The organism is Adlercreutzia sp. ZJ473, assembly GCF_013185065.1.
Classification (GTDB): Bacteria; Actinomycetota; Coriobacteriia; order Coriobacteriales; family Eggerthellaceae; genus CAAEEV01.
Map to the genome: position 1 here is coordinate 1 of NZ_JAAVTO010000010.1, position 26,452 is coordinate 26,452.

Sequence of the window (26,452 nt, forward strand, 5' to 3'; positions counted from 1 at the left end):
GCGCGCGAGCGGACCCGCGTGCGAGCGGGCACGCGAGCGGACCCGCGGCGCCCACGTGCGCCCCGCATCCGCCCGCTGAGCGCGTTCGTAGAGTTTTCACGCCGACGCTGGACAGCGCGCGCGAGCTCGCGGACAATAGGCGAAGCGTTTTTTCGCGGGCATAACCGCAGCTAAAGCTAAGGAAGCAGCATGTTGAAGATAGTTGTGTCACCTGACCCCATCCTCGCCACGGTGTGCGAGCCCTGCACGCCGGGCGACAAGTCGCTCGAGCGCCTCGCCAAGCAGATGGCGCACGCCATGTACAAGAACTCCGGCTGCGGCATCGCCGCGCCGCAGGTGGGCGTCACGAAGCGCCTCGTCGTGATCGACGTGGACTACGATCCGGACGTCAAGTCCTCGCAGGAGCCGCTCGTGCTCGTGAACCCCGAGATCGTCGAGCTTCGGGGCGAGCCGGAGACGGCGGGCGAGGGCTGCCTGTCCTGCCCGGGCATCTCCGTGCCCGTCGCGCGCCAGCCCTGGGCGCGCGTGCGCTACTACGATCTCGCCGGCGACCTCTGGGAGATCGAGGGCGACGGCCTGCTCGGCCGCTGCCTGCAGCACGAGATCGACCACTTGAACGGCCGCACGCTCTTCGAGAGCTGCGACCCCGTGACCCGCATCGAGGCGTTGCGCGCCTACGAGGAGGCGCGCGCCCAGGGCGCCCGCCCCGGCGACACGTCGATCGAGGTGAAGTAGGTTGCGCATCGTCTTCATGGGCACGCCGCCCTTCGCCGCCACCGTGCTCGAGGAGCTTGCGGCCGCACATGACGTGGTGGGCGTCTACACGCGCCCCGACGCCGTGCGCGGCCGCGGCAAGAAGCTCGTCCCCTCGCCGGTGAAGGAGCTCGCGTGCGCGCTCGGCCTGCCCGTCCTCACGCCGCGCTCGCTGCGCAGCGCCGAGGAGCAGGCCGCCCTCGCCGCCCTCGAGCCCGACGTCATCTGCGTGGCGGCCTACGGCGCCATCCTGCCGCGCGAGGTGCTCGACATCCCGCGCCTCGGCTGCCTGAACGTGCACGGCTCGCTCTTGCCGCGCTGGCGCGGCGCCGCCCCCGTCGAGCGCGCCATCCTGGCGGGCGACGCGGAGGCGGGCGTGTGCATCATGCGCATGGAGGAGGGCCTTGACACGGGCGACTTCTGCGTGAGCCGCCGCATCCCCGTGGGGGACCTCGGCGCCGAGGCGCTCAGCGACGAGCTGGCGAACCTCGGCGCCCGCGCGCTCATCACGGCGCTCGCGCACGTGGAGGAGGGCGCCGCGCGCTGGACCCGCCAGGACGAGGCGCTCGTCACCTACGCGGACAAGATCGCCAAGGGCGAGCTCGACCTGGACCCGGAGGCGGCGGCCGACGTGAACGCGCGGCGCGTGCAGGCCTCGAGCGCGGCGCACCCGGCGCGCTGCGCCATCGCCGAGCGCGGCGTCACCGTGACGTCGGCGCGGCTCGCGGCGGACGGGGAGCTGCCCGAGGCGGCGCGCGGCCTCGGCGCGGAAGAGGCTCTCTTCGCGGGCAAGCGCCTCTTTCTGGGCTGCGCCGCCGGCGTGCTCGAGGTGCGCGCCCTCAAGCCGGACGGGAAGAAGGGCATGGACGCGAAGGCGTTCGCCGCGGGCGTGCCCGCGCTGCGCGAGGGCGATGCGAAGTGGGGGAGGCGCCATGGGTGAGCGAGCCAACAAGAGGAGCTTCACGCAGTCGGGCCGCGGCGGACGCGGGCAGGGCGGCGGCGCCCATCGCGGGCGCGGCGGGGCGAAGGGCGCCTCGCCTGCGCGTACCTCGGCGCTCGAGGCCGTGCGCATCCTGCGTGAGCGCGACGCCTTCGCGCAGGACGTCATGGAGAAGACGGTCGACGTGGCGCGCCTGAGCCCCGAGGACCGCGCGTTCGCCACGCGCCTCGTGCTCGGCGTGGTGAGCACCAAAGGCGTGCTCGACGAGGTGCTCAACCGCTGCATGCGCACACCGCACGACGTCACGCCCGACGTGCGCGACGCGCTCCAGATCAGCGTCTACGAGATCCTCTTCCTCGACAAGAGCCCGCACGCCGCCGTCGACCAGGGCGTCGAGCTCGTGCGCGGCATCGCCCCGCGCGCGGGCGGCGTGGCCAACGCCGTGCTGCGCAAGGTGGCCGCCTCCAAGGCGAGCTTCCCCTTCGGGAACCCCGCCACCGACGCGGCGGCCTACGCGCGCCTGCATGGCTTCCCCGCCTGGCTCGCCGCGCGCCTCGTGTCCGACCTCGGCGCGCAGGACGCGCACGAGCTCATCAAGGCGTCGAACGAGCCGGCGCCGCTGTACGCGGCCGTGTGCGCCGCGAAGGCGACGCCCGAGGTGGAGGACGAGGTCGTGGCCGACCTCGAGGCCGCCTGCGCCGCGCCCGAGCCCGTGGAGGTCGACGGCGCGCGCGTCGCGGGCTGCTACCGCCTCGCCGACGGGCGCGCCCTGCTCGACGGCCGCGTGAAGCGCCACATCGCCAACGGGTGCCTGCTCGTAAGCGACGCGGCCTCCCAGGTGGTGGCGAGCCTCGTGCTGCCCGCGGACAAGCCCGCGTCGCTTCTGGAGGTGGGCGCCGGGCGCGGCACCAAGACTATCCTCATCCAGAGCAACGCGCAGCGCCGATACGGCGCGCAGGTCGACGGCTACGTAACGATCGACAACCACGGCTTCAAGACCAACCTGCTCGCCGACCGCGCAAGCGACTACGGCGTGCACCTCGAGGAGGCCCTCACGGGCGACGCCGCGCGGCTTGACGAGGCGGTCGGCGACCGCGCCTTCGACGTGGTGTTCATCGACGCCCCCTGCTCGGGGCTCGGCACGCTGCGCCGGCACCCCGAGATCCGCTGGCGGCTGCGCCCCGACGTGGTCACCGACCACGCGCGGCTCGGCCTGAGGCTGCTCGAGAGCGCCGCGGCGCACGTGGCGCCCGGCGGCATGCTCGCGTACGCCACCTGCACGGTGCTTCCCGAGGAGAACGCGCACGTGGTGGCCAGCTTCCTCAAGGGAGCGTTCGGGGAGGGCTTCGAGCTGGTGCCCGTGCGCGGGCAGGCCGCCTTCGCCACCCGCGTGGCGTCCGGCGGAACTGACGGGCACTTCTGCGCCATCATGCGCCGCAAAGCGCTATAATACGCTCTCAATTGGCCCACGACGAGACGTGAAGGAGGATAGATCGTGGAACCGAACATCAAAGAGGTGGCAAATCGCATTCGCGCGCTGCGTGAGGACATGGACCTGTCGATGCAGGAGATGGCTGACGCCACGGGGCGCTCGGTGGCCGAGTACGCCGCGCAGGAGTCGGGCGAGCACGACCTGTCCTTCACCTTCCTCTACAAGTGCGCCGAGAAGTTCGGCGTCGACGTGATCGAGATACTCACCGGCGAGAACCCGCACCTGACGGGCTACTCGCTCACGCGCGCGCATGACGGGCTGTCCATCAAGCGCCGCGCCGGCTTCGAGTACCTGCACAAGGCGCCGCACTTCCGCCACAAGCTCGCCGAGCCCTTCCTGGTAACGGCGCCCTACCTCGAGGAGGAGCAGGGCGTGCCCATCCACCTGTCGCGCCATGAGGGGCAGGAGATCGACTTCATCATCTCGGGCAAGATGCGCTTCGCCTACGAGGAGCACGTCGAGGAGCTCGAGGCGGGCGACATGCTCATGTACGACTCCGGCCGCGGCCACGGCATGATCGCCGTCGGCGGCGAGCCGTGCGTCTTCCTGGCCATTGTTCTCAAGCCTCACGAGGACAAGATTATCTAGGCGCTGCGCAGACGCGCCAGCGCCTAACAAATGCCGTCTTGTTCGCTTCGCGCAGCGACGTAAGGCCGCTGCGCCCTGATCGCTGAGGAATACTACCATGAGAAACATCAACCTTCGCTACGTGAGCGAGTCCTACGACGAGAAGGGCCTGCTCACCTCCTTCGACGTACACTACCCCGAGGACTTCAACTTCGGCTACGACGTGGTCGACGACATCGCCGTCGCCGACCCCGACCGGCGCGCCATGGTGTGGTGCAACCCCGAGGGCGAGCAGCACACCTTCACCTTCGCCGACATGAAGACGTGGTCGGACAAGACGGCGAACTACCTGGCGAGCCTCGGCATCGGGCGGGGGGACTACGTGATGGTCATCCTGCGCCGCCACTACCAGTTCTGGTTCGTGGCCACCGCGCTCGCCAAGCTCGGCGCCGTCATGGTGCCCGCCACCTTCATGCTCAAGGAGCACGACCTCACCTACCGCGTGAACGGCGCGGACATCAAGGCCGTCATCTGCACGAACGCCGGCGACATCGCGAACGTGGTGGACGCCGTGGCCGACGAGTGCCCCAGCCTCGTGACGCGCGTCCTGGTGAACTCGCCGGGCGCGGGCCTCACCCCGCGCGACGAGGCGGGCAACCTCCAGGTGGCGGAAGGCGAGCTCGTGGGAAGCGCCCTGTCGGGCGAGGAGGGCGTCTGCGCCGCGCCCGTCGAGCGCGCGGGGTGGCACGACTTCAACACCGGCGTGCGCGCGGCCTCGGCTGACTTCGCCCGCCGCGAGACGCGCGCGGCCGACCCCATGCTCATGTACTTCTCGAGCGGCACGTCGGGCAACCCCAAGATGGTGCTGCATGACAGCGGATACGCGATCGGGCACTTGATCACGGCGAAGCACTGGCACAACGTGCGCCCGGACGGCATCCACTTCACCATCGCCGACACGGGCTGGGGCAAGGCCGTGTGGGGCAAGTACTACGGCCAGTGGCTCATGGAGGCGTGCGTGTTCACGTACGACTTCGACCGCTTCCACCCCGCCGAGATCCTCTCGCTCGTGGGCAAGTACCACATCACCACGCTGTGCTGCCCGCCGACCATGTACCGCCTCATGATGCAGGAGGACATCGACGCGTTCGACCTGAGCACGCTCGAGTACTCCACCACGGCGGGCGAGGCGCTCAACCCCGATCTGTTCGACTTCTGGAAGGAGCACACGGGGCTCACCATCTACGAGGGCTTCGGCCAGACCGAGACGCCGCTCACCATCGCGAACCTCACGAACTCCACGCCGCGCGCGGGCTCGATGGGCAAGCCCGTGCCGCTGTACCGCGTGGCCATCCTGCGCGAGGACGGCACGGAGTGCAGCGTGGGCGAGACGGGCGAGATCTGCATCAACATCGACCCGCACCCGGCGGGCATCATGATGGAGTACTACCGCGACCCGGCCAAGACCGCCGCTGCGATGCACGACGGCTGGTACCACACCGGCGACACCGCGTGGGCCGACGAGGACGGCTACTACTGGTACGTGGGCCGCAACGACGACGTCATCAAGTCGAGCGGCTACCGCATCGGCCCCTTCGAGATCGAGAGCGTCATGCTCGAGCACGACGCCGTGCGCGAGTGCGCCGTCACGGGCGTGCCCGACGAGGTGCGCGGCAAGGCCGTGAAGGCCACCGTGGTCCTCGCCGAGGGGTTCGCGCCGTCAGAGGCGCTCACGCGCGAGCTGCAGAAGTGGGTGAAGAACAAGACGGCGCCGTACAAGTACCCGCGCATCGTGGAGTACGTGGACGAGCTGCCGCGCACCGTCAACGGGAAGATCCGCCGCGTGGCCATCCGCGAGGCGGACGAGGCCGCGGGCAAGGCGACCCCCGAGGGGCTGGTGTAGCATGGGCGCGGACGCCTGCGCCTCTGCCTGCGCCTCTGCCTGCGCCGCGGGCGCGGAGCGCGCCGGCGGCGTGCCCTTCGCGCTCGCCCCGGTGAACGTGGTGGCGGGCCACTACGGCGTGGGCAAGACGAACCTCGCGATCAACCTGGCGATCGACGCCGCGCGGGCGGGGCATGACGTCACGCTCGTCGACCTCGACGTGGTGAACCCGTACTTCCGCTCGACCGAGTACCGCGGCGTGCTCGAGGAGGCGGGCGTCGACGTGGTGGCGCCCGTGTTCGCCGAGGCGGGGTCGAGCCTCGACGTGCCGTCCCTCACGGGCGCCGTCGTCCCCGCCGTCGAGCGCGCCTACGCCGACGCTGCTTTTGAGGATGCAGGGGGCGCCGCGGAGGGGCGGACGCGGAGCAGAGCTCAGTCGCTCGGACAGTCCTGCTCGCACGGAAGCGCCGCAGGCGCTTCCGGCTCGTGCGGAACTCGCTTGGTGAGCACCGCACCGCGTCCGCCCCTCCACCCCCAAGTCTCTGCGCCGTGCCGGGGCGGCGGACGCGCCCGCATCGACGCCGCGCCGTCGCCCCGCACCGTCGTCATCATCGACGCGGGCGGCGACGACGCGGGCGCCATGGCGCTCGGCCGCTTCGCGCGCCACGTGGCGGCGGGCCCCTACGCGCTGATCTACGTGGTGAACCGCTTCCGCAACCTGACGCAGGAGCCCGACGAGGCCCTCGAGGTGCTCGCCGAGATCGAGCGCGCGGCGCGCCTGCGCGCCACCGGCGCCGTGAGCAACGCGCACCTCAAGGCCGACACCACCGGCGAGGTGGTAGCGCGCGGCGCGGCGTTCGCGCAAGCGGTCGCCGACGCCGCAGGGCTTCCGCTCCTGTGCGTTACGGCGCCAAAAACGCTCACTCAGCCAGAATCCGACGAACTGTCATCGTTGCGAGGCGCCTTCAACCTGTATCCTGTTGAGCTGCGTGTGAAGACGCCCTGGGAATGAGGGCGCAGCATAGGTTAACCTCGCAGGGGTCGTCGTCTTCGGACGTTCGACCCCTGCGCTTTAGCAAAGAAAGAGGTAAATCATGGCACGAATCATCGTGGACGAGGGCTTCTGCAAGGGCTGCGGCCTGTGCGTTGACGCCTGCCCGGTCCACATCATCGAGCTCGACCCGGCGCGCATCACGCCGAAGGGCTATCATCCGGCCCATTGCACGGACGAGGGAGCATGCACGGGCTGCACGTCCTGCGCGCTCATGTGCCCCGACGTGGCCATCACGGTGGAAAGGTAGGTTGAGGTGGCAGAGAAAGTTCTCATGAAGGGCAACGAGGCCCTTGCGGAAAGCGCCATGCGCGCGGGATGCCGCTTCTTCTTCGGCTATCCCATCACGCCGCAGACCGAGCTCGCGGCGTACATGTCCAAGCGCATGCCGAAGGTGGGGGGCACCTACCTGCAGGCCGAGAGCGAGGTGGCGGCCATCAACATGGTCTACGGCGCCGCGGCTGCCGGCGCGCGCGTGATGACGTCGTCCTCGAGCCCGGGCGTCTCGCTCAAGGGCGAGGGCGTGTCCTACATGGCGGGCGCCGACCTGCCGGGCGTCATCATCAACATCCAGCGCGGCGGCCCGGGCCTCGGCGGCATCCAGCCCTCGCAGTCCGACTACTGGCAGGCCACGCGCGCGCTCGGCCACGGCGACTTCCACATCGTGGTGTACGCGCCCTCGACCGTGCAGGAGATGGCCGACCTGGCTTACAGCGCCTTCGACGTGGCCGACAAGTACCGCACGCCCGTGATGATCCTCGGCGACGGCATGCTCGGCCAGATGATGGAGCCCGTGGTGCTGCCCGAGCCCATCGACCCGGCGACGCTGCCCGAGAAGCCCTGGGCGACCACCGGGCATGCGCACCAGCGCCCGCACAACGTGATCAACTCGCTGTACCTCACCGCCGACGAGCTCGAGAAGCTCAACTTCGAGCGCTACGAGCGCTACGCGGTGATCGAGCGCGACGAGCAGCGCGCGGAGACCTACCTGACCGAGGACGCCGACGTGGTGGTCGTCGCCTTCGGCGCGGCGAGCCGCGTGGCGCGCAGCGCCGTGAACGCCGCCCGCGAGCGCGGCGTGAAGGCGGGGCTCCTGCGCCCGGTGACGCTGTGGCCGTTCCCCAAGCGCGCCCTCGAGGAGACGATCCCCACCGCCAAGGCATACTTGAGCGTCGAGATGAACATGGGCCAGATGGTCGACGACGTGCGCCTGGCCGTCAGCGGGCGGGCGCCGGTTGACTTCTACGGCCGCACGGGCGGCGTGATCCCCACGCCTGACGAGGTACTGGAGCGCATCTGCGCGCTGAGCGAGAAGGTCGGTGAGTAAGCATGACCGAGGAAAAGAAGGAAGCGAAGGTCGTCTTCGAGCGCCCGCACGCGCTGCTTCCCGTGGTGACGAACTACTGCCCGGGCTGCGCGCACGGCATCGTGCAGCGCCTGGTGGCCGAGACCCTCGACGAGCTTGACGTCGAGGGGCGCACGGTCGGCATCGCGCCGGTGGGCTGCTCGGTCATGGCGTACGACTTCTACGGCTGCGACATGATCGAGGCTGCGCACGGGCGCGCCCCGGCGGTGGCCACCGCCGTGAAGCGCGTTCATCCTGGCAACGTGGTGTTCGCCTACCAGGGCGACGGTGACTTGGCCTCCATCGGCATGGCCGAGACGGTGCACGCGGCCACGCGCGGCGAGAACATCACCATCATCTTCATCAACAACGCCATCTACGGCATGACGGGCGGCCAGATGGCCCCCACGTCGCTGCCGAACCAGGTGACGCAGACCTCGCCCTACGGCCGCGACGTGGCCACGGCGGGCTATCCCGTGCGCGTGTGCGAGCTTCTGAGCTCGCTCGACGGCGTGGCGTACCTCGAGCGCGTGACCGTGGACACGCCGAAGAACGTGCGCAAGGCCAAGCGCGCGATCAAGAAGGCGTTCCAGACGCAGGTCGAGGGTCGCGGCTACTCGCTCGTCGAGGTGGTCTCCACCTGCCCCACGAACTGGGGCATGACGCCGCAGGACGCGTTTGCGTGGATGCGCGAGAACATGCTGCCGTACTACCCGCTCGGCGTCTACAAGGACGTGGTGGCCGACGGCTTCGCGAACGCCGCCGAGGCCGCCGCGGCCCGCAGCGCCGCATGTCCCATCGCACACCCCGAGGCGATGGCGGAAGGAGGTGCGCGGTGAGTCGCGAGCTTCAGATCGTGCTCGCCGGCTTCGGCGGGCAGGGCGTGCTCTTCGCCGGCAAGGTGATGGCGTACGCGGGCCTCATCGAGAACCGCGAGCTGTCGTGGCTGCCCTCCTACGGCCCCGAGATGCGCGGCGGCACGGCGAACTGCTCGGTCACGCTGTCTGACGAGCCCATCGGCAGCCCGCTCGTGACCACGCCCGACGTGCTCGTCGCCATGAACCAGCCGTCGTTCGACAAGTTCATCGACGTGGTGCGCGAAGGCGGCGTGGTCATCGCCGACACCGACATGGTGCCCGAGCTCAAGGAGCGCGAGGGCGTGAAGGTCGTGGGCGTCCCCGCCACCTCGCTCGCCGAGGGAGCGGGGCTCAAGGGCCTCGGCAACATCGTGCTGCTCGGCAAGCTCTGGGCCGAGACGCAGTTCTGCGAGCGCGCCACCGTTGACGCGGCCATCGAGAAGTGCGTCCCGCCGCGCAAGGCAGCGCTCATCGACAAGAACAAGCAGGCCATCGGCCTGGGAATCGAGGCATGAGCATGGACGAGCTGAAGGAGATCGGCCTGCGCATCCAGGGTCTGCGCGAGGCGTGCGACATGACGCCCGAGGAGATGGCGCGCGAGCTGGAAGTGAGCGTCGAGCAGTACCTGAGCTGGGAGGAGACGGGGGCTGACGTCCCCATCTCGGCCATCTACCACATGGCGCACGAGTTCGGCGTCGACCTCACCGAGATCCTCACGGGGACGGCGGCGAAGCTCGACACCTACCACGTGGTGCGCCGCGGGCAGGGCAAGGAAGTCGACCGCTACCCGGGCTACCACTACGACGACATGGCATGGCGCTACTCCAACAAGATCATGCAGCCGCTCGTGGTGGTGCTCGACCCCTCTGACGAGCCGGCGAAGCTCGTCTCTCACCAGGGGCAGGAGTTCAACTTCGTCATCGAGGGCTCCATCGTGGTGACCTTCGACGACAAGGAGATCGTGCTCGACGAGTGGGACAGCATCTACTTCAACCCCACGCACCCGCACGGCCAGCGCTGCCACGGCGACAAGACCGCGAAATTCATCACGATCATCGCCGAATAGGCAGGTAGAGATCTGCTGTCGTTCGCGTCGGGTCGCGGGGCAATGCTCAGCCGCTCAGACAGTCCTGCTCGCGCGAAATGCTTAGCAAGCATTTCGGCTCGTGCGGAACTCGCTTGGTGAGCACAGCCCCGCGCCCCGGCGCTGCGTTCTCTCAGTTGAAACCACATGCTTTGAAGGAGCCTAGAGAAATCCCATGGATTACATCTTGAAGAAATACTGCCCCCGCATCGAGTTCGACTCGTACGAGGACTTCTACGCCAACTTCCGCATCGACGTGCCCGAGGTGTTCAACTTCGGCTACGACGTGGTGGACGAGTGGGCGCGCGTCGAGCCCGGCAAGCGCGCGCTTCTGTGGTGCGACGACGCGGGGGAGGAGCGCACCTTCACCTTCACCGACATCTCCCGCCTGTCGAACAAGACGGCCAACGCCTTCCGCAAGATGGGCATCGGCAAGGGCGACGTCGTCATGTGCATCCTGCGCCGCCGCTGGGAGTACTGGGTGGTGGCCACGGCGCTGTGCAAGCTGGGCGCGACCATCATCCCGGCGTCGCTGCAGCTCACCAAGAAGGACATCGTGTACCGCGCGAACAGCGCGAACGTGAAGATGATGGTGTGCGTGGACGACGACTACGTGTGCACCCAGACCGAGCTCGCGCTGCCTGACGCGCCGACCATCACCAACCGCGTGGTCGTGGCGGGAGGCCGCGAAGGCTGGACGAGCTTCGACGAGCTGATCGCCGACGAGCCCGACGCCTTCGAGCGCCCCACCGGCGAGGCGGGCGTCACGAGCAAGGACATCATGCTCATCTACTTCACGAGCGGCACCACGGGCAACGCGAAGGCGGTGTGCCACAACTTCGCGCATCCCCTGGGCCACATCATCACGGCCAAGTACTGGCAGCAGGTGCATGAGAACGAGCTGCACATGAGCGTGACCGACTCGGGCTGGGCCAAGTTCGGCTGGGGCAAGATCTACGGCCAGTGGATCGCGGGCGCCACGGTGTTCGTGTACGACATGATGAAGTTCGTGCCCACCAAGCTGCTGCAGAAGATCCAGGACTACAAGCTCACCACGTTCTGCGCGCCGCCGACCATGTACCGCTTCATGCTGCAGGAGGACGTGGCGGCCTATGACCTGTCGAGCGTGCAGAACTTCGCCACGGCGGGCGAGCCGCTGAACGCCGAGGTCACCATCCAGTGGGAGCGCCTCACGGGCAAGAAGATCCGCGAGGGCTTCGGCCAGACCGAGGGACCGGTGCTCCTGGCCACCTTCCCCTGGGTCGAGCCGCGCCCCGGCTCCATGGGCAAGCCGTCGCCCCTGCTCAACATCAAGCTGCTCGACGACGACGGCGTCGAGGTGGAGGACGGCGAGGAGGGCGCCATCTGCGTCACGGGCCTGAAGGAGGCCTACCCGCCGGGCCTGTTCGTGGGTTACTACCGCGACGAGGAGCGCACGCGCGAGGCCGTGGGCGGGGAGTACTACAACCTGCATGACATGGCGTGGCGCGACTCCGACGGCTACTGCTTCTTCGTGGGGCGCAACGACGACGTCATCAAGTGCTCGGGCTACCGCATCGGGCCCTTCGAGGTGGAGAGCGCGCTCGTGGAGCACCCGGCCGTGGTGGAGTGCGCGGTGACGGCCGCGCCCGACCCCATCCGCGGCAAGGTGGTGAAGGCGACCATCGTGCTCGCGCGCGGGTACGAGCCCTCCGACGAGCTGGTCAAGGAGCTGCAGAACCACGTGAAGAAGACGACGGCGCCGTACAAGTACCCGCGCATCGTCGAGTTCACCGACGAGCTGCCCAAGACCATCGGCGGCAAGATCAAGCGCAAGCTCATCCGCACGAACGACGGCGTGGTGGACTAGCGCTGAAGTCAACCGCATTCAAAGAGCGTCGGAGGGGCGCCCGTGAACTGCGGGCGCCCCTCCGTTCTGCCACGGCATGCGATCTTTCGCGTCGTCCGAGATGTGAGATGGCGTTCAGCCGGGCAGGGTGTCGTGGTCGTAGATGCCCACCATGCGGATTATTCGCTTGCTCTCGCGCTTGAAGTAGATGACGAGCACGTCGTCATCGTAGATGTGGAACTCGAAGTGGCATCCGTCGGCGAAGGGTCGGTGAACGAGCGGATGGTCGTCCCATCCCGCCTCGTCAACGTAACCTTTGTCCGCGAGCTCGCGGATGGCGTCTTTCACGATGCCGATGATCTCGATGATCTGCTCGCGCGTGTACTTCCGGCGCAGCGGCTTCAGCCCGAGCCAGAAGCGATCGGACGCTTTGACGAGGTAGCGGCTCATTGACCCACCTCGTCGGGGGAGATCCCCAAAGCAGCCAGGACGTCGTCTGGTATATGCAGGGCATCTCCGGCATCGTCGGGAATGAGGCCGAGCTCCTGCGCCTCGGCGTACACCATGTCGCGGCGCACGTTCTCGGCGAGCTCAGCAGCAGCTCGCCCGGTGAACACGCCGTCGAAGGGGGTGCGGCCCTCGTTGGCCACCTGCGTCACCATCATCTTCATCGCCATCGGCGTGGTGATGCCGTTGCGCGCGAAGGCGGCGTCTGCGCGCGCCCTCACGTCATCGTCCACCGTGATCTGAATGAGGGACATACGGGTCTCCTTTGCTATGGGATTCCATTGGATTTTCATTATAGCATGCTGCTCTTTCTTCGTAACCGTATCGCTGCATAGGTATGGAAGCAGGGGTTGCTTGCTAGGGAACAACCATCCATGCGCAATAACGATTTGCCGTATTGCAACTTGCTACGTTGTTGCGATCAAAAATCTTTATCTGGCGACGGAACTCCGCCGAAGTTGAACTCAGCATCACGGTATAGAAGATCTTGAGGTAAGAGGGAAAAAGGCTCTCTCGCTTCCTTGAGCCTATGCATTGTGGTCTGCAGCTGATGGTTGAGCCTGTCTTCGCCGAAAAAGTATTTGACCTCATTTCCGCCGTGCTCCTGCTCGAATTTGTCTAGTTTGCTTCTGGCTTCCTCTTCTTACCCTCGACGGCGTCGCTCGTTCGCCTCGTCGAGGCGGTGCTCGTGGACCAGGGCGAGGGCTGGTCGGCGAGGAGGTGCTTCAGCGGCCCGTCGATGGCGAAGGCCTTCAAGCGGCCCGAGCCCGAGCCGGAGGCGTGCGACGTCGGGGAGATCGCCAAGAAGGCCGCAACCGTAATCGAGATGGCCAAGGACAAGAGTGTTGCCATCGGGAAGAGGGCCGCTTAAGATGTAGTCAAGACGATCATGCTCTAGATGATGTTCCGCTTTCTCGGCCAGGTTCTACGGCCTGCCCTCCGAAACGGAATCGGCAAGCATCAACATCAGGCATACTATCCTAAGCGAGGTGAGATCGATGGTTGAAGACGTCACGATGCTGTTTCACGGCAGCTATCTGCCGGTGAGAGAGCCGCGCGTCACAGCGGGAGCCTATGCGAAATACTTTGGCGAAGGCTTCTATCTCACGCTTCTGCAGGAGCAGGCGGAACGATGGGCGCTGAGGAAGTTCCGAAACCTCAGGCGCACAAACCCTGAGGCTCGCCCCATCGTCACCGTCTATCGCTTCGAGAAGAGCCGTGCTGTGAAGAATTGCCCCTCGCTGCTGTTCTCGCAGATGAGCGACGAGTGGCTCGATTTCGTCGCCTCATGCCGAGGTGGGGTGCCCCATGGCTTTGCCTATGTCGAGGGCCCCATGGCCGACGACAAGGTATACAACTTCGTGGAGTCCTTTCTCGCGGGAACCATCGGACGCGACGAGTTCTGGAGGAAGGCGCGGTTCAGCTACCCCACCCATCAGGTAATGCTCGCGGACGAGGCTCTTCCCTTCCTTCATTTCGTGGAATCGTACGACGTTGAGGAGCGATGATGATCACCTATCCTGTCCTCACCCGCTCGACCGTTGTCAAGAGGTTCGAGTTCGACGATGTGCGCTACACGGTTGCCGTGCTCCTCGCAATGGCGCGAGGCATAGGAGCGACTCTGAGGGAGCTCGTCGACCTCCTTTGCCTGGAGAACGACGACATCGCTGATCTGATCGATGACGCCCCCTGCAACCATGCCCTTCCGTTCGAGGCTGCCGTCAGCGAGATGCTCCTGCGCTTCGGCGCGTGCGCCGACGCGGCTCCGATTCCTCCCTATGGCTCCTTCGAGGGCGAGGCGGAGATGCCCGCTCTTCTGGTGGAGCTCGTATCGTTCAACAGCGACCTTGATGAGCCCGCGGCGCTCTACGGGCTCATGTGCGACGGCACGCTCGACTGGCTGGGCAGCGACGACTTCAGAAGGCTGCCCGTCCCCCTCAACCAGGTTGCCAGCGAGCGAATCGCGCTCGTTTCCGACATGACAGCCGCCTAGCGAGGATGATTCCTTTTCGCCCAAGCGCAAGGGCGCATCGAGAAGAGAAGCGTTCGAGTTGAGGAGCTCGGCTGTGGCTTGGGAGAGGACCCGGGACGGATCGCCGTGCCGGGTCTTTTGCTATACTGGGGCAAACACGTCACTTTGCAAGGAGCCCGCATGCTGCCTTACTTCAAGCGCTACGTCATCATCTGCTGCGTCGCCGCGGCCGCCGTTCCCCTCGTCGCCTCGACCATCTGGCCGCTGCTCACCGGGCAGATCATGGCGGCGTCCCTGCCGGGGCTCATCACGCTGCTCGTGCTGTTCTTCGGCACCATGGCCGTCATGCAGCGCGTCATGGGCATGAAGGCGCAGGCCGAGACCGAGCGCCTCTTCGCGCTCTACAACGAGCAGTGCGACCCGAACGCGCTCATCGACCAGGGCGCGCCCGTCGCCGAGCTCGTCGAGCCGCAGTGCGGCGAGCTGCCCTCGTGGTTCATGTCGTACTACGCCCAGGCCCTGCTCGACGCGGGCCAGGTCGAGCGCGCGCAGGCCGTGAAGGCGACGCAGCTCGGCGGCGTGGCGAACCTCAAGAAGCCCGAGGCCCGGGCGGCCGTCGTGGTGAACATGGTGCCCCTCGCGCTGAAGCTCGACGAGCCCTCTGACGTGCTCGGGCTCATCGCGCAGGGGGAGGGGCTGCTCGAGGGGCTCGCCGATGACGCGTCCGCGCAGCGCCGCGCGTATCTGGCCTCGCAGCGCGAGCTCGTGGACGCGCGCGTCGCCGAGGACCCGCAGGGGCTGCTCGACTTGTGCGAGCAGGTGCGCGCGAACGCCGACCACCCCCTGCGCCTGCGCGTCGAGCGCGCGTGGGACGAGGCTCAGGCATGCTACCGGCTGGGCGACGCGGCCCGCGAGCGCGCCTGCCTCGAGTTCGTGGTGGGTCACGGCAACAAGCTCGCCCTCGTGACGCCCGCCCGCGCCCGCCTCGCCGCCTTAGGCGCGTAGGGGCGGTCCCCGAGAGAGCGCTCCGCCCTTCAAGGCGTCGCGTCTGACAAGGCAGACGCGCCTCGCCAGCGCTTCGACGCCGCGCGAGCCAGCGTGAGGCGCTACGTACGGTGCGGTCCGACGCGGGCGGGCATGGCGTCGTCGTGGCGCCCCGCCCGCTCGTGAAAAACTTGGCGCCGAGGGGTTACGCACGCGGGGGAAACGTGGCATACTGGACGAGTCCTTTAAATGCGGTACAGAGAGACCGACAAGGTACAAACCAAGTGCATCACCTGCGCGCGGCCGCGCGCGGCGAAGATGCGAAGCGGGGAGAGCCTTTGTCAGTCGCAGGGGCTCGTTTTTTTGCCCTGCGACGGCGGGATGAACGCGGCGGACAGGACGCGAGCGCAGCGAGGAGCGCGAGGCGCGCGGGCGGCGGGCGCAGGCCCGGGCACGTGAGCGCAGCGCGAGCGCAAGCGGCCTGACGGCGGGGGATTCGGTTTCGTCTGTGCGCACTCGAACCAGAAGGGAGTGTGTATGAACGAGAACAGCCTGGTCAAATCCGTTTGCATGGATGCAAGCGAGATCGAGCGATCCATCACGCGCATTGCGCATCAGATCCTCGAGGCCAACAAAGGAGCTCAAGGCATCGCGCTCGTGGGCATCGTGACCCGCGGCGACCTGCTTGCCAAGAAGCTCGCCTGCAAGATCGAGGAGATCGAAGGGGTGAAGGTGCCCCTCGGCAAGCTCGACATCAGCTTCTACCGCGATGACTTCATGACGCATTTCGCGCCCGAGGTCCACTCCACCGACATCGCGTTCGACATCGACGGCATCACGGTCGTCCTCGTGGACGACGTGCTCTACACGGGCCGCACCATCCGCGCCGCGCTCGACGCGCTCATGGACATCGGCCGCCCGGCTGCCGTGCAGCTCGCCGTCCTCGTCGACCGCGGCCACCGCGAGCTGCCCATCCGCGCCGACTACGTGGGGAAGAACGTGCCCTCGTCCGCCGACGAGAGCGTGCGGCTCTTCCTCGAGGAGGTCGACGGCGTGTCAGCCGTGGAGATTCTTGCAATCGAACCGGGCTCCCGCGCGGGCTCGGCACCCCTGGGAGGTGAGTAGGGCATGGGCTTCAACCACAAGCACCTGATCGACATCACGGAGTACTCCGCCGACGACATCATGACCATCCTCGAGACGGCGGTGCGCTTCCGCGAGGTCAACGAGCGGCGCATCAAGCAGGTGCCCACGCTCAAGGGCTTCACCGTCGTGAACATGTTCAACGAGCCCTCCACGCGCACGCGCTCCTCCTTCGAGATGGCCGAGAAGCGCCTGAGCGCCAACAGCCTCAACTTCGGCGGCTCCTCCACCTCCACGGTCAAGGGCGAGAGCCTCGTGGACACGGTCGAGACGCTGTGCTCCTACAAGGTCGACATGATCGTCGTCCGCGACAAGCACGCGGGCGTGCCGCGCAAGATCGCCGACGTGTCGGGCGTGCACGTGATCGACGCCGGCGACGGCAAGCACCAGCACCCCACGCAGGCCCTGCTCGACCTGTACTCCATCTGGCAGACCAAGGGCGACCTCGACAAGCTGCACGTCGGCGTCGTCGGCGACATCGGGCACTCCCGCGTGTGCGGCAGCCTCATCCCCGCGCTCAAGATCATGGGCTGCGAGGTCACGGTCATCGCCCCGCCCACGCTCCTGCCGGCGCGCCCCGACGTGCTCGGCGCCGACCACTGGACGAGCAACCTCGACGAGGCCCTGCCCGAGCTCGACGTGGTGTACATGCTGCGCATCCAGCGCGAGCGACTCGAGGGGGCGCCGTACCCGAGCCTGCGCGAGTACAACATGCTCTACGGCCTCACCGAGGCACGCGAGCCCCTCATGAAGCCCGACGCCATCGTGTGCCACCCCGGCCCCATCAACCGCGGCGTCGAGCTCGACTCCTACATGGCCGACCACCCGGAGCGCTCGGTCATTCTCGACCAGGTCTATGCCGGCATCCTGACCCGCATGGCCGCCCTGTACCTGCTGCTTGGAGGGAGCGAAGATGGCATTGCTGCTTAGAAACGCGCACTTGGTCGACCCGCAGGTCGGCCTCAACGAAGTCGCCGACGTGCTCATCCGCGACGGCCGCATCGTGGAGATCGGGCACGACCTCGACATGCCGAAGGGCGTCGAGCGCGACCTGGCGGGCAAGACGGTCGTCCCGGGCCTCGTGGACATGCACGTCCATCTGCGCGAGCCGGGCTTCGAGCAGAAGGGCGACATCGCCTCCGAGACGCGCGCGGCGGCCAAGGGCGGCTACACGGCCGTGTGCTCCATGCCCAACACCAAGCCGGTGGTGGACAACGCGGTGGCCGTGGAGTACGTGAAGGCGCGCGCGGCCGCGGTGGGCAAGTGCCGCGTGCACGTGTCCGGCGCCTGCAGCCAGGGCCTCAAGGGCGAGACGCTCTCCGAGATGGGCGACATGGTCGCCCACGGCGCGGTGGCCTTCACCGACGACGGCCGCGGCGTGCAGGGCGCGGGCATGATGCGCCGCGTCATGGACTACGCGAGCCAGTTCGGCCGCGTGGTCATGAGCCACTGCCAGGACGAGGACCTCGTCGGCGAGGGGCAGGTGAACGAGGGCGTGGCGTCCACGCGCCTCGGGCTTTTGGGCTGGCCGGCCGAGGGCGAGGAGCTCCAGATCGCCCGCGACATCGCGCTGTGCCGCCTGACGGGCTGCCCGCTGCACGTCCAGCACATCTCCACCGCGCGCGGGCTCGACCTGGTGCGCGCCGCGAAGGCCGAGGGGCTGCCCGTGACCTGCGAGGCCACGCCGCACCACCTGTTCCTCACCGAGGACGCCATCGGCGACGACTACAATACCAGCTTGAAGGTGAACCCGCCGCTGCGCACGGCCGCTGACGCCGCCGCGCTCGTCGAGGGCGTCATCGACGGCACCGTCGACGCCATCGTCACGGACCACGCGCCGCACACCGACTTCGAGAAGGACCGCGAGTTCGAGCTCGCGCCCTTCGGCATGATCGGCCTGGAGACGGCGCTCGGCCTCATGGTCACGAACCTCGTGAAGCCGGGCCGGATCACCTGGGAGCGCCTCGTGGAGCTCATGAGCGTCGCCCCGCGCGAGATCCTGCGCGTGGAGCCCGTGCGGATCGAGCCGGGCAGCGTCGCCGACCTCACGGTGATCGACCCCGACGTCACCTGGACGGTCGACGTCGCCGACTTCGCCTCGAAGGCCAAGAACTCCGGCTTCGTCGGGGCCGAGCTCACGGGCCGCGCGACGGACGTGTACGTGGGCGGCTACGCCACGCTCGAGGACGGCGCCATCGTCGAGTAGCCAACGCGCGCCTGCGCCCGACGGCATGGGGGCAGGCGGCACATGAGTAGTTCGGCGGGGCCGGGCACGAGCCCGGCCCCGCTGTGAGAGGGAAAGGGTAGCGCATGAGCGAGACAAGCGAGCGACTGCTCGCGGGCACGTCCAAGCCCGCCGGCACGCCGGCTCTCCTCGTATTGGAAGACGGCGCGGTTTTCAAGGGAACCGCCTGCGCGGCGCGAGGGGAGGTGTTCGGGGAGATCTGCTTCAACACGTCGCTCGAGGGCTACCTCGAGGTGATCACCGACCCGTCCTACGCGGGCCAGATCGTCACCATGACCTACCCGCAGATCGGCAACTACGGCGTGAACCTGGACGACTGCCAGTCTGACGCGCCCGCCCTGCGCGGGCTCGTGGTGCGCGACATGTGCGCCACGCCGTCCAACTGGCGCAGCGAGATGAGCCTGCCCGAGTTCCTCGCCAAGAACAACGTGGTGGCCGTCGAGGGCGTCGACACGCGCGCGCTCGTGCGCCACGTGCGCGACCACGGCGCGCAGCGCGCGGTGCTCTCCACCGAGGACGCCAGCGCGGAGAGCCTGCTCTCCAAGGTGTGCGAGAGCGCGTCCATCGTGGGCGTGAACCTGGCGGCCACGGTGTCGTGCGAGGCGGTTCACGCCTTCGACTCGGTGCCGGCCAGCCACGCCTTCGCCGTCGAGCCCCCCGCCCCCAAGCGCTACCGCGTGGTGGCGTACGACTGCGGCGCGAAGCGCTCCATCTTCGAGAACCTCGTGCGCGTGGGCTGCGACCTCACCGTGGTGCCGTGGGACACGCCGGCGCCCGAGGTGCTGGCGATGGAGCCCGACGGGGTGTTCCTCTCGAACGGGCCCGGCGACCCCGAGGCCGTCGAGGGCACGTACGCGCAGGTCGAGCAGCTTCTGGGCAAGGTCCCGGTGTTCGGCATCTGCCTGGGGCACCAGATGATCTCGAAGGCCGCGGGCGCGTCGATCGAGAAGCTCAAGTTCGGGCATCGCGGCGGCAACCAGCCGGTCATGAACCTGCGCACGGGGCGCGTGGAGATCACGGCGCAGAACCACGGCTTCGGCCTGGTGTGGCCGAGCCTGGGGCCGCTCGTGCCGGAGCTCTCCGAGGGCTTCAAGGGGCATGAGGACGACCTGCGCTTCTGGGCGCGCGCCCAGTGCGCGCCGGTGGTGCGCAACGAGAAGTTCGGGCGCATCCAGCTCACGCACGTGAACCTCAACGACGGCACCGCCGAGGGCATCGCGTTTCTGGACGTCCCCGCGTTCTCGGTGCAGTACCACCCCGAGGCCTCGCCCGGGCCGACTGACGCGCACTACCTGTTCACGGCGTTCACGCGCCTGATGGACGGGCGCGAGGACTACCTCGACATCGACATCGCGGCCGACCGCCTCGAGGGCTGGACGTTCGCGGGCGATGCGCGCGAAGAGGGCTTAGGCAACGCAGGCGAAGGCAAGGTGAGCGAGTAATGCCGAAACGTGAAGACATCAAGTCCATCCTCGTCATCGGATCGGGCCCCATCGTCATCGGCCAGGCATGCGAGTTCGACTACTCGGGCGCGCAGGCGTGCAAGGTGCTCAAGGCCGACGGCTACCGCGTGGTGCTCGTGAACTCCAACCCGGCCACCATCATGACCGACCCCGAGCTGGCCGACCGCACCTACGTGGAGCCCATCACGCCCGAGTTCGTGGAGAAGGTGATCGCGCGCGAGAAGGTCGACGCGCTGCTTCCCACCCTCGGCGGGCAGACGGGCCTGAACACGGCCGTGGAGCTCGCGAAGTCCGGCGTGCTCGACAAGTACGGCGTCGAGATGATCGGCTGCGACCTGGCGGCCATCGAGCGAGGTGAGGACCGCAAGCTCTTCAACGAGTGCATGGAGGAGCTCGGCATCGAGACCGCGCGCAGCGGCTACGCCTACTCGGTGGCCGACGCCGAGGCCATCGTGGCCGACCTCGGCTTCCCCGTGGTGCTGCGCCCCTCGTTCACGCTCGGCGGCGCGGGCGGCGGCATCGCGCACGACCTCGACGAGCTGCGCCTCATCGTGAGCCAGGGCCTCGAGCTCTCGCCGGCGGGCGAGGTGCTCGTGGAGGAGTCCATCGAGGGCTGGAAAGAGTTCGAGATGGAGGTCATGCGCGATCGGGCCGGCAACGGCATCATCATCTGCTCCATCGAGAACTTCGACCCCATGGGCGTGCACACGGGCGACTCCATCACGGTGGCGCCGGCCCAGACGCTCTCCGACGTGGAGTACCAGCGCATGCGCGTGGCGTCGCTCGCCATCCTGGAGAAGATCGGCGTGGAGACGGGCGGCTCGAACGTGCAGTTCGCCGTCAACCCGCGAAACGGCCGCATGGTCATCATCGAGATGAACCCGCGCGTGTCGCGCTCCTCGGCGCTCGCGTCGAAGGCCACCGGGTTCCCCATCGCGAAGGCGGCGGCGAAGCTCGCCGTGGGCTACACGCTCGACGAGATAACCAACGACATCACGAAGGCCACGCCCGCGTGCTTCGAGCCCTCCATCGACTACTGCGTCGTGAAGGTGCCGCGCTTCGCGTTCGAGAAGTTCGCCGGCACCGACGACACGCTGTCCACCCGCATGAAGGCGGTCGGCGAGATCATGGCCATCGGCCGCACCTTCGAGGAGGCGCTCGGCAAGGCCATGCGCTCGCTCGAGAACAGCCGCGCCGGCCTCGGCGACGACGGCAAGGGCATCGAGGGCGGCTCCTTCGACGACTTCGAGGACCTGGTGCACCGCCCCACGGCTGAGCGCATCTTCTTCGTCGCCGAGGCGCTGCGCCGCGGCTGGAGCGCCGAGCGCGTCTGCGAGGTCACGCGCATCGATCCCTTCTTCGTCGCGCGCATCGCCGACATGGTCGCCGTGCAGGAGGCCCTGCGCGGCATGAGGCTCGACGAGCTCGACGCCGACGCGTTCCGCGTGGCGAAGCGCTACGGCGTCTCGGACGCCCAGATCGCCCACCTCACCGGCTCCGACGAGCTCACCGTGCGCACCTGCCGCAAGATGCTCGGCGTGCGCCCGGCGTTCAAGACGGTCGACACCTGCGCGGCCGAGTTCGCCAGCTCCACGGCCTACCACTACAAGACCTACGACGCCGACGAGTCCGAGGTGGCGCCGAAGACGCGCAAGCGCGCGATGATCCTGGGCGCGGGCCCGAACCGCATCGGCCAGGGCATCGAGTTCGACTACTGCTGCGTGCACGCGTCCTACGCGCTCGCCGAGGCGGGCTTCGAGACGATCATGGTGAACTGCAACCCCGAGACCGTCTCGACCGACTACGACACCTCCGACAAGCTCTACTTCGAGCCGCTCACCTTCGAGGACGTCATGGACGTCATCGACGTGGAGCAGCCCGACGGTGTGGTGGTCACGCTCGGCGGCCAGACGCCCTTGAAGCTCGCGCGCGCCCTCGAGGCGGCGGGCGTGCACGTGATGGGCACCTCGCCCGAGGCCATCGACCTCGCCGAGGACCGCGACCGCTTCTCCGCCATCCTCGACGAGCTGGGCATCACGTACCCGGCGGCGGGCATGGCCTCCACGTTCGAGGAGGCGTGCGCCGTGGCCGACCAGATCGGGTTCCCGCTGCTCGTGCGCCCCTCCTACGTGCTCGGCGGCCGCGGCATGGCCATCGTGTACGACGGCGCGCAGCTGGAGAAGTACATGGGCGAGGCTGCGAAGATCTCGCCTGACCACCCGGTGTACCTCGACCGCTTCCTCGAGGGCGCCGTCGAGCTCGACCTCGACGCGCTCTGCGACGGCGAGGAGGTCTTCGTGGGCGGCATCCTCGAGCACATCGAGATGGCCGGCATCCACTCGGGCGACTCGGCCTGCTGCACGCCGCCGTTCGCCCTGTCCGAGGCCGTGCAGGCGCGCCTGCGCTCCATCGCGCGCCAGCTCGCGCTGCGCCTCGGCGTGGTGGGCCTCATCAACATCCAGTTCGCCATCAAGGACACGGTGATCTACGTGATCGAGGCGAACCCGCGCGCGAGCCGCACGGTGCCGTTCGTGTCGAAGGCCACGGGCGTGCCGCTCGCGAAGGTGGCAGCGCGCATCATGGCGGGGGAGAAGCTCGCCGACCTGGGCCTGCCGGCCGACGACCGCCGGCTCGACCACTTCAGCGTGAAGGAGGCCGTCATGCCGTTCGGCCGCTTCCCCGGCGCCGACGTGGTCTTGGGCCCCGAGATGAAGTCGACCGGCGAGGTCATGGGCATCGCCCGCAACTTCCCGGCCGCCTACACCAAGACCCAGCTCGCCATCAGCTACGAGCTGCCCCAGGACGGCGTCGCGTTCATCTCGGTGAACGACCGCGACAAGCGCAACATGGTGCCCATCGCCCGCGACATCGCGCGCTTGGGCTTCAAGATCGTGGCCACCACCGGCACGGCGCGGGCGCTGCGCGCCGTGGGCATCGAGTGCGAGGAGGTGGGCAAGATCCACGAGGGCGGCACGTCGATCATCGACCGCATCGCCGCCGGCGAGGTGTCGCTGCTCATCAACACGCCGTTCGGCACCGCCACGCGCGGCGACGGCTACGAGATGCGCGCGGCCGCCGTGCGCCACGGCGTCACCTACGTGACCACGCTCGCCGGGGCGCAGGCCATGGTCGCCGGCATGGAGTTCATGCGCCACTCCGGCCTCGACGTGATCGCGCTGCAGGACCTTCCCCAGTGGAGAGGATAACGACATGACCTTGGTGAATGAGAAGGCGCGCATCCTGGCGAACGCGTGCGTGGGGCCGCGGCTGTGGCTCATGGAGCTCGAGGCGCCCGCGATCGCTGCGACGGTCGAGCCGGGGCAGTTCGTGCACATGAGGGTGCCGCTCATGCCCGAGCGCATCCTGCGCCGCCCGTTCTCGATCTACGCGCGCGACGTGCAGGCGGGCACGGTGGAGGTGCTCTACCAGGTGGTGGGCGCCGGCACCGACCACATGACCACGCTTAGGGAGGACCTCGCCTGCGAGCTCATGGGCCCGGTCGGGCGCGGCTGGCAGCCGCCCGCCTCGGCTCGGCGCGCCCTCCTGGTCGGCGGCGGCGTGGGGGCGGCGCCCCTGTTCATGCTGGCCGAGCAGCTCGTGGGCGCCGGCGTGCGCACCGACGTGGTCCTGGGCGCGCAGACGGAGTCGGCGCTCGCGTGCCGCGGGCGCTACGAGGAGCTGCTCGCGACCGGCGCGTCCTGCGGGTGCGCGGGCGCGCGCTGCGCCACCGACGACGGCAGCTTCGGGCGCGCGGGCTTCTGCACGTCGCTCGTCGAGGAGGCCCTCGCCGAGGCGGACGCGGCGGGCGAGCCCTACGACTACGTGGCCGTATGCGGCCCCGAGCCGCTCATGAGGATCGTGGCGGGCATGGCGGCTCAATCCGGCGTGCCCTGCGAGGTGTCCATGGAGAAGCGCATGGCCTGCGGCATCGGCGCGTGCCTGTCGTGCGTGGTGGACACGCGCGCGGGGAAGAAGCGCTCCTGCGTCGACGGCCCGGTGTTTCCCGCAGAGGAGCTGATGTGGTAATGGACGAGCGAAACGAGCAGAAGGCGGCGCGCGCCCCGCGCGCCACGAGCGTGAGCCTGGCCGTCAACCTGGGCGGGCTTGCCATGAGAAACCCCGTGACCACGGCCTCCGGCACGTTCGCCGCGGGGCGCGAGTACCACGACTTCGTGGACGTGGCGTCCCTCGGCGCCGTCACCACGAAGGGCGTGTCGCTGCACGGCTGGGAGGGCAACGCCTCCCCGCGCATCGCCGAGGTGCCCTCGGGCATGCTCAACTCCATCGGGCTGCAGAACCCCGGCGTGGCGCACCTCAAGGAGCATGAGCTGCCGTGGCTCGCCGAGGTGGGCGCCACCACCATCGTGAACGTGTCGGGGCACAGCTTCGACGAGTACGTGTCCGTGATCGAGGCGCTCGAGGACGCGCCGGTGGACGCGTACGAGGTGAACATCTCGTGCCCGAACGTGGACGCGGGCGGCATGACCATGGGCTGCCACGTGCCGAGCGTCGAGAAGGTGGTGTCGCTCTGCCGCGCGGCGACGGCACGCCCGCTCATCGTGAAGCTCACGCCGAACGTCACCGACGTCACCGAGATCGCCCGCGCGGCCGAGGCGGCGGGCGCGGACGCCATCTCGCTCATCAACACGCTGCTCGGCATGGCGATCGACGCGCGCCGGCGCCGCCCGCAGCTCGCGCGCGTGGTGGGCGGCTTCTCGGGCCCGGCCGTGAAGCCCGTGGCCCTGCGCATGGTGTGGCAGTGCCACAACGCCGTGAAGGTGCCGATCCTCGGCATGGGCGGCGTCACCACCGGGACCGACGCCGTGGAGTTCATGCTGGCCGGCGCCACGGCGGTGGCGGTGGGCACGGCGAACTTCATGAACCCGCGCGCGACCGTCGACGTGATCGACGGCATCATCGACTACTGCGAAGAGCAGGGCGTTTCGGACGTCAACGAGCTGATAGGAGCGCTTCAATGCTAACGAACGACCTCAACCCCAACTTCCGCGAGCTGCCCCAGCGCGACCGCGTCATCGTCGCGCTCGACTGCAACGCCGCCTGGGAGGCCATCGTCATGGCCGACGCCCTGGTGGGGAAGGCGTCCTGGGTCAAGGTGGGCATGACGCTGTACTACGCCGAGGGCCCGGCCATCATCCAGATGTTCAAGCGCCGCGGCTTCAAGGTGTTCCTTGACCTCAAGTTCCACGACATCCCGCACCAGATCGAGGGCGCGGCGCGCTCGGCTGCGGCGAGCGGCGCCGACATGATCACCATGCACACGGTGGGCGGCCTGGCCATGATGCAGGCGGCTCAGCGCGGCGCGGTGGCGGGCGCGGCCGAGATCGGCGCCTCCGTGCCGGCGACGCTCGGCATCACGGTGCTGACCTCGATGGACGACGAGGCCCTGGCCTCCACGGGCGTGACGCGCCCCCTGCGCGACCAGGTGCTCGCCCTGGCCGACCTCGCGCGCAACGCCGGCATCTCCGGCGTGGTTGCCTCGCCGCAGGAGGCGGCGGCCCTGCGCGAGCTTCTGGGCCCGGACGCGTTCATCGTCACGCCCGGCGTGCGCCCCGCCGGCGCCGCGCTGGGGGACCAGAGCCGCGTGGCCACGCCGGCCGAGGCGTTCGCCGCGGGCGCGTCGCACATCGTCGTCGGCCGCCCCATCACGCAGGCGCCCGACCCCGCCGCGGCCTTCGACGCCATCGCGGCCGAGCTCGAGGGCTAGGCGCCTCCCTCGGCGCCGGCCGCGCCTTCTCGCCTGCTGAGCCCCGCGCGGGACGAGGGCCTGCCCTCCCGCGCGGGGCTCCTTTTCGCGCAGGAGGGCTCCACCTGTAGAGGATTTGTGATGGAAATGTTAATTTTCCCAGTTCAACACCTGATTCATCCATAATATGGGCGCTTGAGTTGCCCAAGGGCGCGCACGTGGCGCACTAAGCGGCCTCAAGCAGGCATTTCACGTACTGACGTGCGCCCGCCGGGACCACGTAACCTGCAATCCGAGTTTGGTGAAAGAAGAAGGAGACAGATTCATGGCTATCCCCCAACTCAGCCCTGAAGCACGTGCGGAAGCCCTTGAGAAGGCGAAGGCCGCCCGCATCAAGCGCGCCGAGGTCCGCGAGGACCTGAAGTCGGGCAAGCTCACGATCGAGCAGGTGCTCGACATGAAGGAGGACCCCATCGTGGGCCGCATGAAGGTGTCCACGCTCATCGAGACGCTTCCGGGCTACGGCAAGGCCAAGGCTGAGAAGGTCATGAGGGAGCTCCAGATCGCCGAGAGCCGCCGCCTGCGCGGCTTGGGCGACCGTCAGCGCACCGCCCTGCTGGAGCGCCTGGGCTAGT

Annotated in this window: 27 protein-coding genes; 25 read left to right on the plus strand and 2 right to left on the minus strand. The window is 68.5% G+C overall.

The window, feature by feature from the left end:
- Window positions 1-189 precede the first annotated feature (189 nt).
- From def to HRL41_RS03240, 12 genes are all read left to right on the plus strand, one after another.
- The gene (gene def / locus HRL41_RS03185; RefSeq protein ID WP_172135514.1) at window positions 190-735 is read left to right on the plus strand and encodes a peptide deformylase; all 546 of its coding nucleotides are present in this window, start codon (window positions 190-192) and stop codon (window positions 733-735) included.
- Between the two features lies 1 nt (window position 736).
- A complete protein-coding gene (gene fmt / locus HRL41_RS03190) occupies window positions 737-1,693 on the plus strand; it encodes a methionyl-tRNA formyltransferase (protein ID WP_172135515.1) in 957 nt (318 codons plus the stop codon).
- Window positions 1,686-3,143 carry an RsmB/NOP family class I SAM-dependent RNA methyltransferase gene (locus HRL41_RS03195; protein WP_172135516.1) on the plus strand — a complete coding sequence of 486 codons (1,458 nt, stop codon included), beginning with the start codon at window positions 1,686-1,688 and terminating at the stop codon, window positions 3,141-3,143. Before fmt ends, HRL41_RS03195 begins: the two co-directional genes overlap by 8 nt.
- Before the next feature lie 45 nt (window positions 3,144-3,188).
- Complete coding sequence (locus tag HRL41_RS12410; protein ID WP_165171663.1) at window positions 3,189-3,773, plus strand: helix-turn-helix domain-containing protein; 585 nt, start codon at window positions 3,189-3,191, stop codon at window positions 3,771-3,773.
- A gap of 97 nt (window positions 3,774-3,870) precedes the next feature.
- A complete protein-coding gene (locus tag HRL41_RS03205) occupies window positions 3,871-5,655 on the plus strand; it encodes an AMP-binding protein (RefSeq protein WP_172135517.1) in 1,785 nt (594 codons plus the stop codon).
- 1 nt (window position 5,656) lies between these two features.
- Entirely contained in the window at window positions 5,657-6,646 is a 990-nt protein-coding gene (locus HRL41_RS03210; RefSeq protein WP_172135518.1) for a ParA family protein, read from the plus strand.
- 82 nt (window positions 6,647-6,728) lie between these two features.
- Window positions 6,729-6,935: a 4Fe-4S binding protein gene (locus HRL41_RS03215; protein WP_165171657.1), complete on the plus strand. Its 207-nt coding sequence runs from the start codon at window positions 6,729-6,731 to the stop codon at window positions 6,933-6,935.
- A 6-nt stretch (window positions 6,936-6,941) separates the two neighbouring features.
- On the plus strand, window positions 6,942-8,012 hold the full coding sequence (locus HRL41_RS03220; protein ID WP_172135519.1) for a 3-methyl-2-oxobutanoate dehydrogenase subunit VorB: 1,071 nt from the start codon (window positions 6,942-6,944) through the stop codon (window positions 8,010-8,012).
- Window positions 8,013-8,014: 2 nt separating this feature from the next.
- On the plus strand, window positions 8,015-8,869 hold the full coding sequence (locus HRL41_RS03225) for a thiamine pyrophosphate-dependent enzyme (RefSeq protein ID WP_165171652.1): 855 nt from the start codon (window positions 8,015-8,017) through the stop codon (window positions 8,867-8,869).
- On the plus strand, window positions 8,866-9,402 hold the full coding sequence (locus tag HRL41_RS03230; protein ID WP_165171650.1) for a 2-oxoacid:acceptor oxidoreductase family protein: 537 nt from the start codon (window positions 8,866-8,868) through the stop codon (window positions 9,400-9,402). Before HRL41_RS03225 ends, HRL41_RS03230 begins: the two co-directional genes overlap by 4 nt.
- 2 nt (window positions 9,403-9,404) lie before the next feature.
- The gene (locus tag HRL41_RS03235) at window positions 9,405-9,953 is read left to right on the plus strand and encodes a helix-turn-helix domain-containing protein (RefSeq protein WP_165171648.1); all 549 of its coding nucleotides are present in this window, start codon (window positions 9,405-9,407) and stop codon (window positions 9,951-9,953) included.
- Between the two features lie 193 nt (window positions 9,954-10,146).
- Window positions 10,147-11,820 carry an AMP-binding protein gene (locus HRL41_RS03240; RefSeq protein WP_165171646.1) on the plus strand — a complete coding sequence of 558 codons (1,674 nt, stop codon included), beginning with the start codon at window positions 10,147-10,149 and terminating at the stop codon, window positions 11,818-11,820.
- Window positions 11,821-11,934: 114 nt separating this feature from the next.
- Here the strand turns inward: HRL41_RS03240 and HRL41_RS03245 are convergent, their stop codons facing one another.
- Both HRL41_RS03245 and HRL41_RS03250 read right to left on the minus strand, forming a co-directional pair.
- A complete protein-coding gene (locus HRL41_RS03245; protein WP_172135520.1) occupies window positions 11,935-12,249 on the minus strand; it encodes a hypothetical protein in 315 nt (104 codons plus the stop codon).
- On the minus strand, window positions 12,246-12,560 hold the full coding sequence (locus HRL41_RS03250) for a type II toxin-antitoxin system RelB/DinJ family antitoxin (RefSeq protein ID WP_165171642.1): 315 nt from the start codon (window positions 12,558-12,560) through the stop codon (window positions 12,246-12,248). The genes HRL41_RS03245 and HRL41_RS03250 overlap by 4 nt, the downstream gene beginning before the upstream one ends.
- 434 nt (window positions 12,561-12,994) lie before the next feature.
- Between HRL41_RS03250 and HRL41_RS03255 the strand changes: the two genes are divergently transcribed.
- The 13 genes from HRL41_RS03255 to mihF all read left to right on the plus strand — a co-directional run bounded on the left by HRL41_RS03255 (window position 12,995) and on the right by mihF (window position 26,451).
- Window positions 12,995-13,177 (plus strand): hypothetical protein, encoded by a 183-nt coding sequence (locus HRL41_RS03255; protein WP_172135521.1) that lies wholly within the window; start codon window positions 12,995-12,997, stop codon window positions 13,175-13,177.
- Window positions 13,178-13,304: 127 nt separating this feature from the next.
- A complete protein-coding gene (locus HRL41_RS03260) occupies window positions 13,305-13,814 on the plus strand; it encodes a DUF3990 domain-containing protein (RefSeq protein ID WP_172135522.1) in 510 nt (169 codons plus the stop codon).
- Entirely contained in the window at window positions 13,814-14,299 is a 486-nt protein-coding gene (locus HRL41_RS03265; RefSeq protein ID WP_172135523.1) for a hypothetical protein, read from the plus strand. Before HRL41_RS03260 ends, HRL41_RS03265 begins: the two co-directional genes overlap by 1 nt.
- Window positions 14,300-14,458: 159 nt before the next feature.
- Window positions 14,459-15,283 carry a hypothetical protein gene (locus tag HRL41_RS03270; protein WP_172135524.1) on the plus strand — a complete coding sequence of 275 codons (825 nt, stop codon included), beginning with the start codon at window positions 14,459-14,461 and terminating at the stop codon, window positions 15,281-15,283.
- Between the two features lie 516 nt (window positions 15,284-15,799).
- Complete coding sequence (gene pyrR, locus HRL41_RS03275; RefSeq protein WP_165171619.1) at window positions 15,800-16,387, plus strand: bifunctional pyr operon transcriptional regulator/uracil phosphoribosyltransferase PyrR; 588 nt, start codon at window positions 15,800-15,802, stop codon at window positions 16,385-16,387.
- A 3-nt stretch (window positions 16,388-16,390) separates the two neighbouring features.
- Window positions 16,391-17,335: an aspartate carbamoyltransferase catalytic subunit gene (locus HRL41_RS03280; RefSeq protein WP_172135525.1), complete on the plus strand. Its 945-nt coding sequence runs from the start codon at window positions 16,391-16,393 to the stop codon at window positions 17,333-17,335.
- Complete coding sequence (locus HRL41_RS03285; RefSeq protein WP_165171615.1) at window positions 17,319-18,611, plus strand: dihydroorotase; 1,293 nt, start codon at window positions 17,319-17,321, stop codon at window positions 18,609-18,611. The genes HRL41_RS03280 and HRL41_RS03285 overlap by 17 nt, the downstream gene beginning before the upstream one ends.
- A gap of 104 nt (window positions 18,612-18,715) precedes the next feature.
- The gene (gene carA, locus HRL41_RS03290; RefSeq protein WP_172135526.1) at window positions 18,716-20,092 is read left to right on the plus strand and encodes a glutamine-hydrolyzing carbamoyl-phosphate synthase small subunit; all 1,377 of its coding nucleotides are present in this window, start codon (window positions 18,716-18,718) and stop codon (window positions 20,090-20,092) included.
- Entirely contained in the window at window positions 20,092-23,319 is a 3,228-nt protein-coding gene (gene carB, locus HRL41_RS03295) for a carbamoyl-phosphate synthase large subunit (protein ID WP_172135527.1), read from the plus strand. Before carA ends, carB begins: the two co-directional genes overlap by 1 nt.
- 4 nt (window positions 23,320-23,323) lie before the next feature.
- Window positions 23,324-24,139, plus strand: coding sequence for a dihydroorotate dehydrogenase electron transfer subunit (locus HRL41_RS03300; RefSeq protein ID WP_172135528.1), 816 nt, complete (start codon window positions 23,324-23,326; stop codon window positions 24,137-24,139).
- A complete protein-coding gene (locus HRL41_RS03305; protein ID WP_172135529.1) occupies window positions 24,139-25,095 on the plus strand; it encodes a dihydroorotate dehydrogenase in 957 nt (318 codons plus the stop codon). The genes HRL41_RS03300 and HRL41_RS03305 overlap by 1 nt, the downstream gene beginning before the upstream one ends.
- Window positions 25,089-25,838: an orotidine-5'-phosphate decarboxylase gene (gene pyrF / locus HRL41_RS03310; RefSeq protein ID WP_165171590.1), complete on the plus strand. Its 750-nt coding sequence runs from the start codon at window positions 25,089-25,091 to the stop codon at window positions 25,836-25,838. The genes HRL41_RS03305 and pyrF overlap by 7 nt, the downstream gene beginning before the upstream one ends.
- 304 nt (window positions 25,839-26,142) lie before the next feature.
- A complete protein-coding gene (mihF, locus tag HRL41_RS03315) occupies window positions 26,143-26,451 on the plus strand; it encodes an integration host factor, actinobacterial type (protein ID WP_165171588.1) in 309 nt (102 codons plus the stop codon).
- The last annotated feature ends 1 nt before the right edge of the window (window position 26,452 follow it).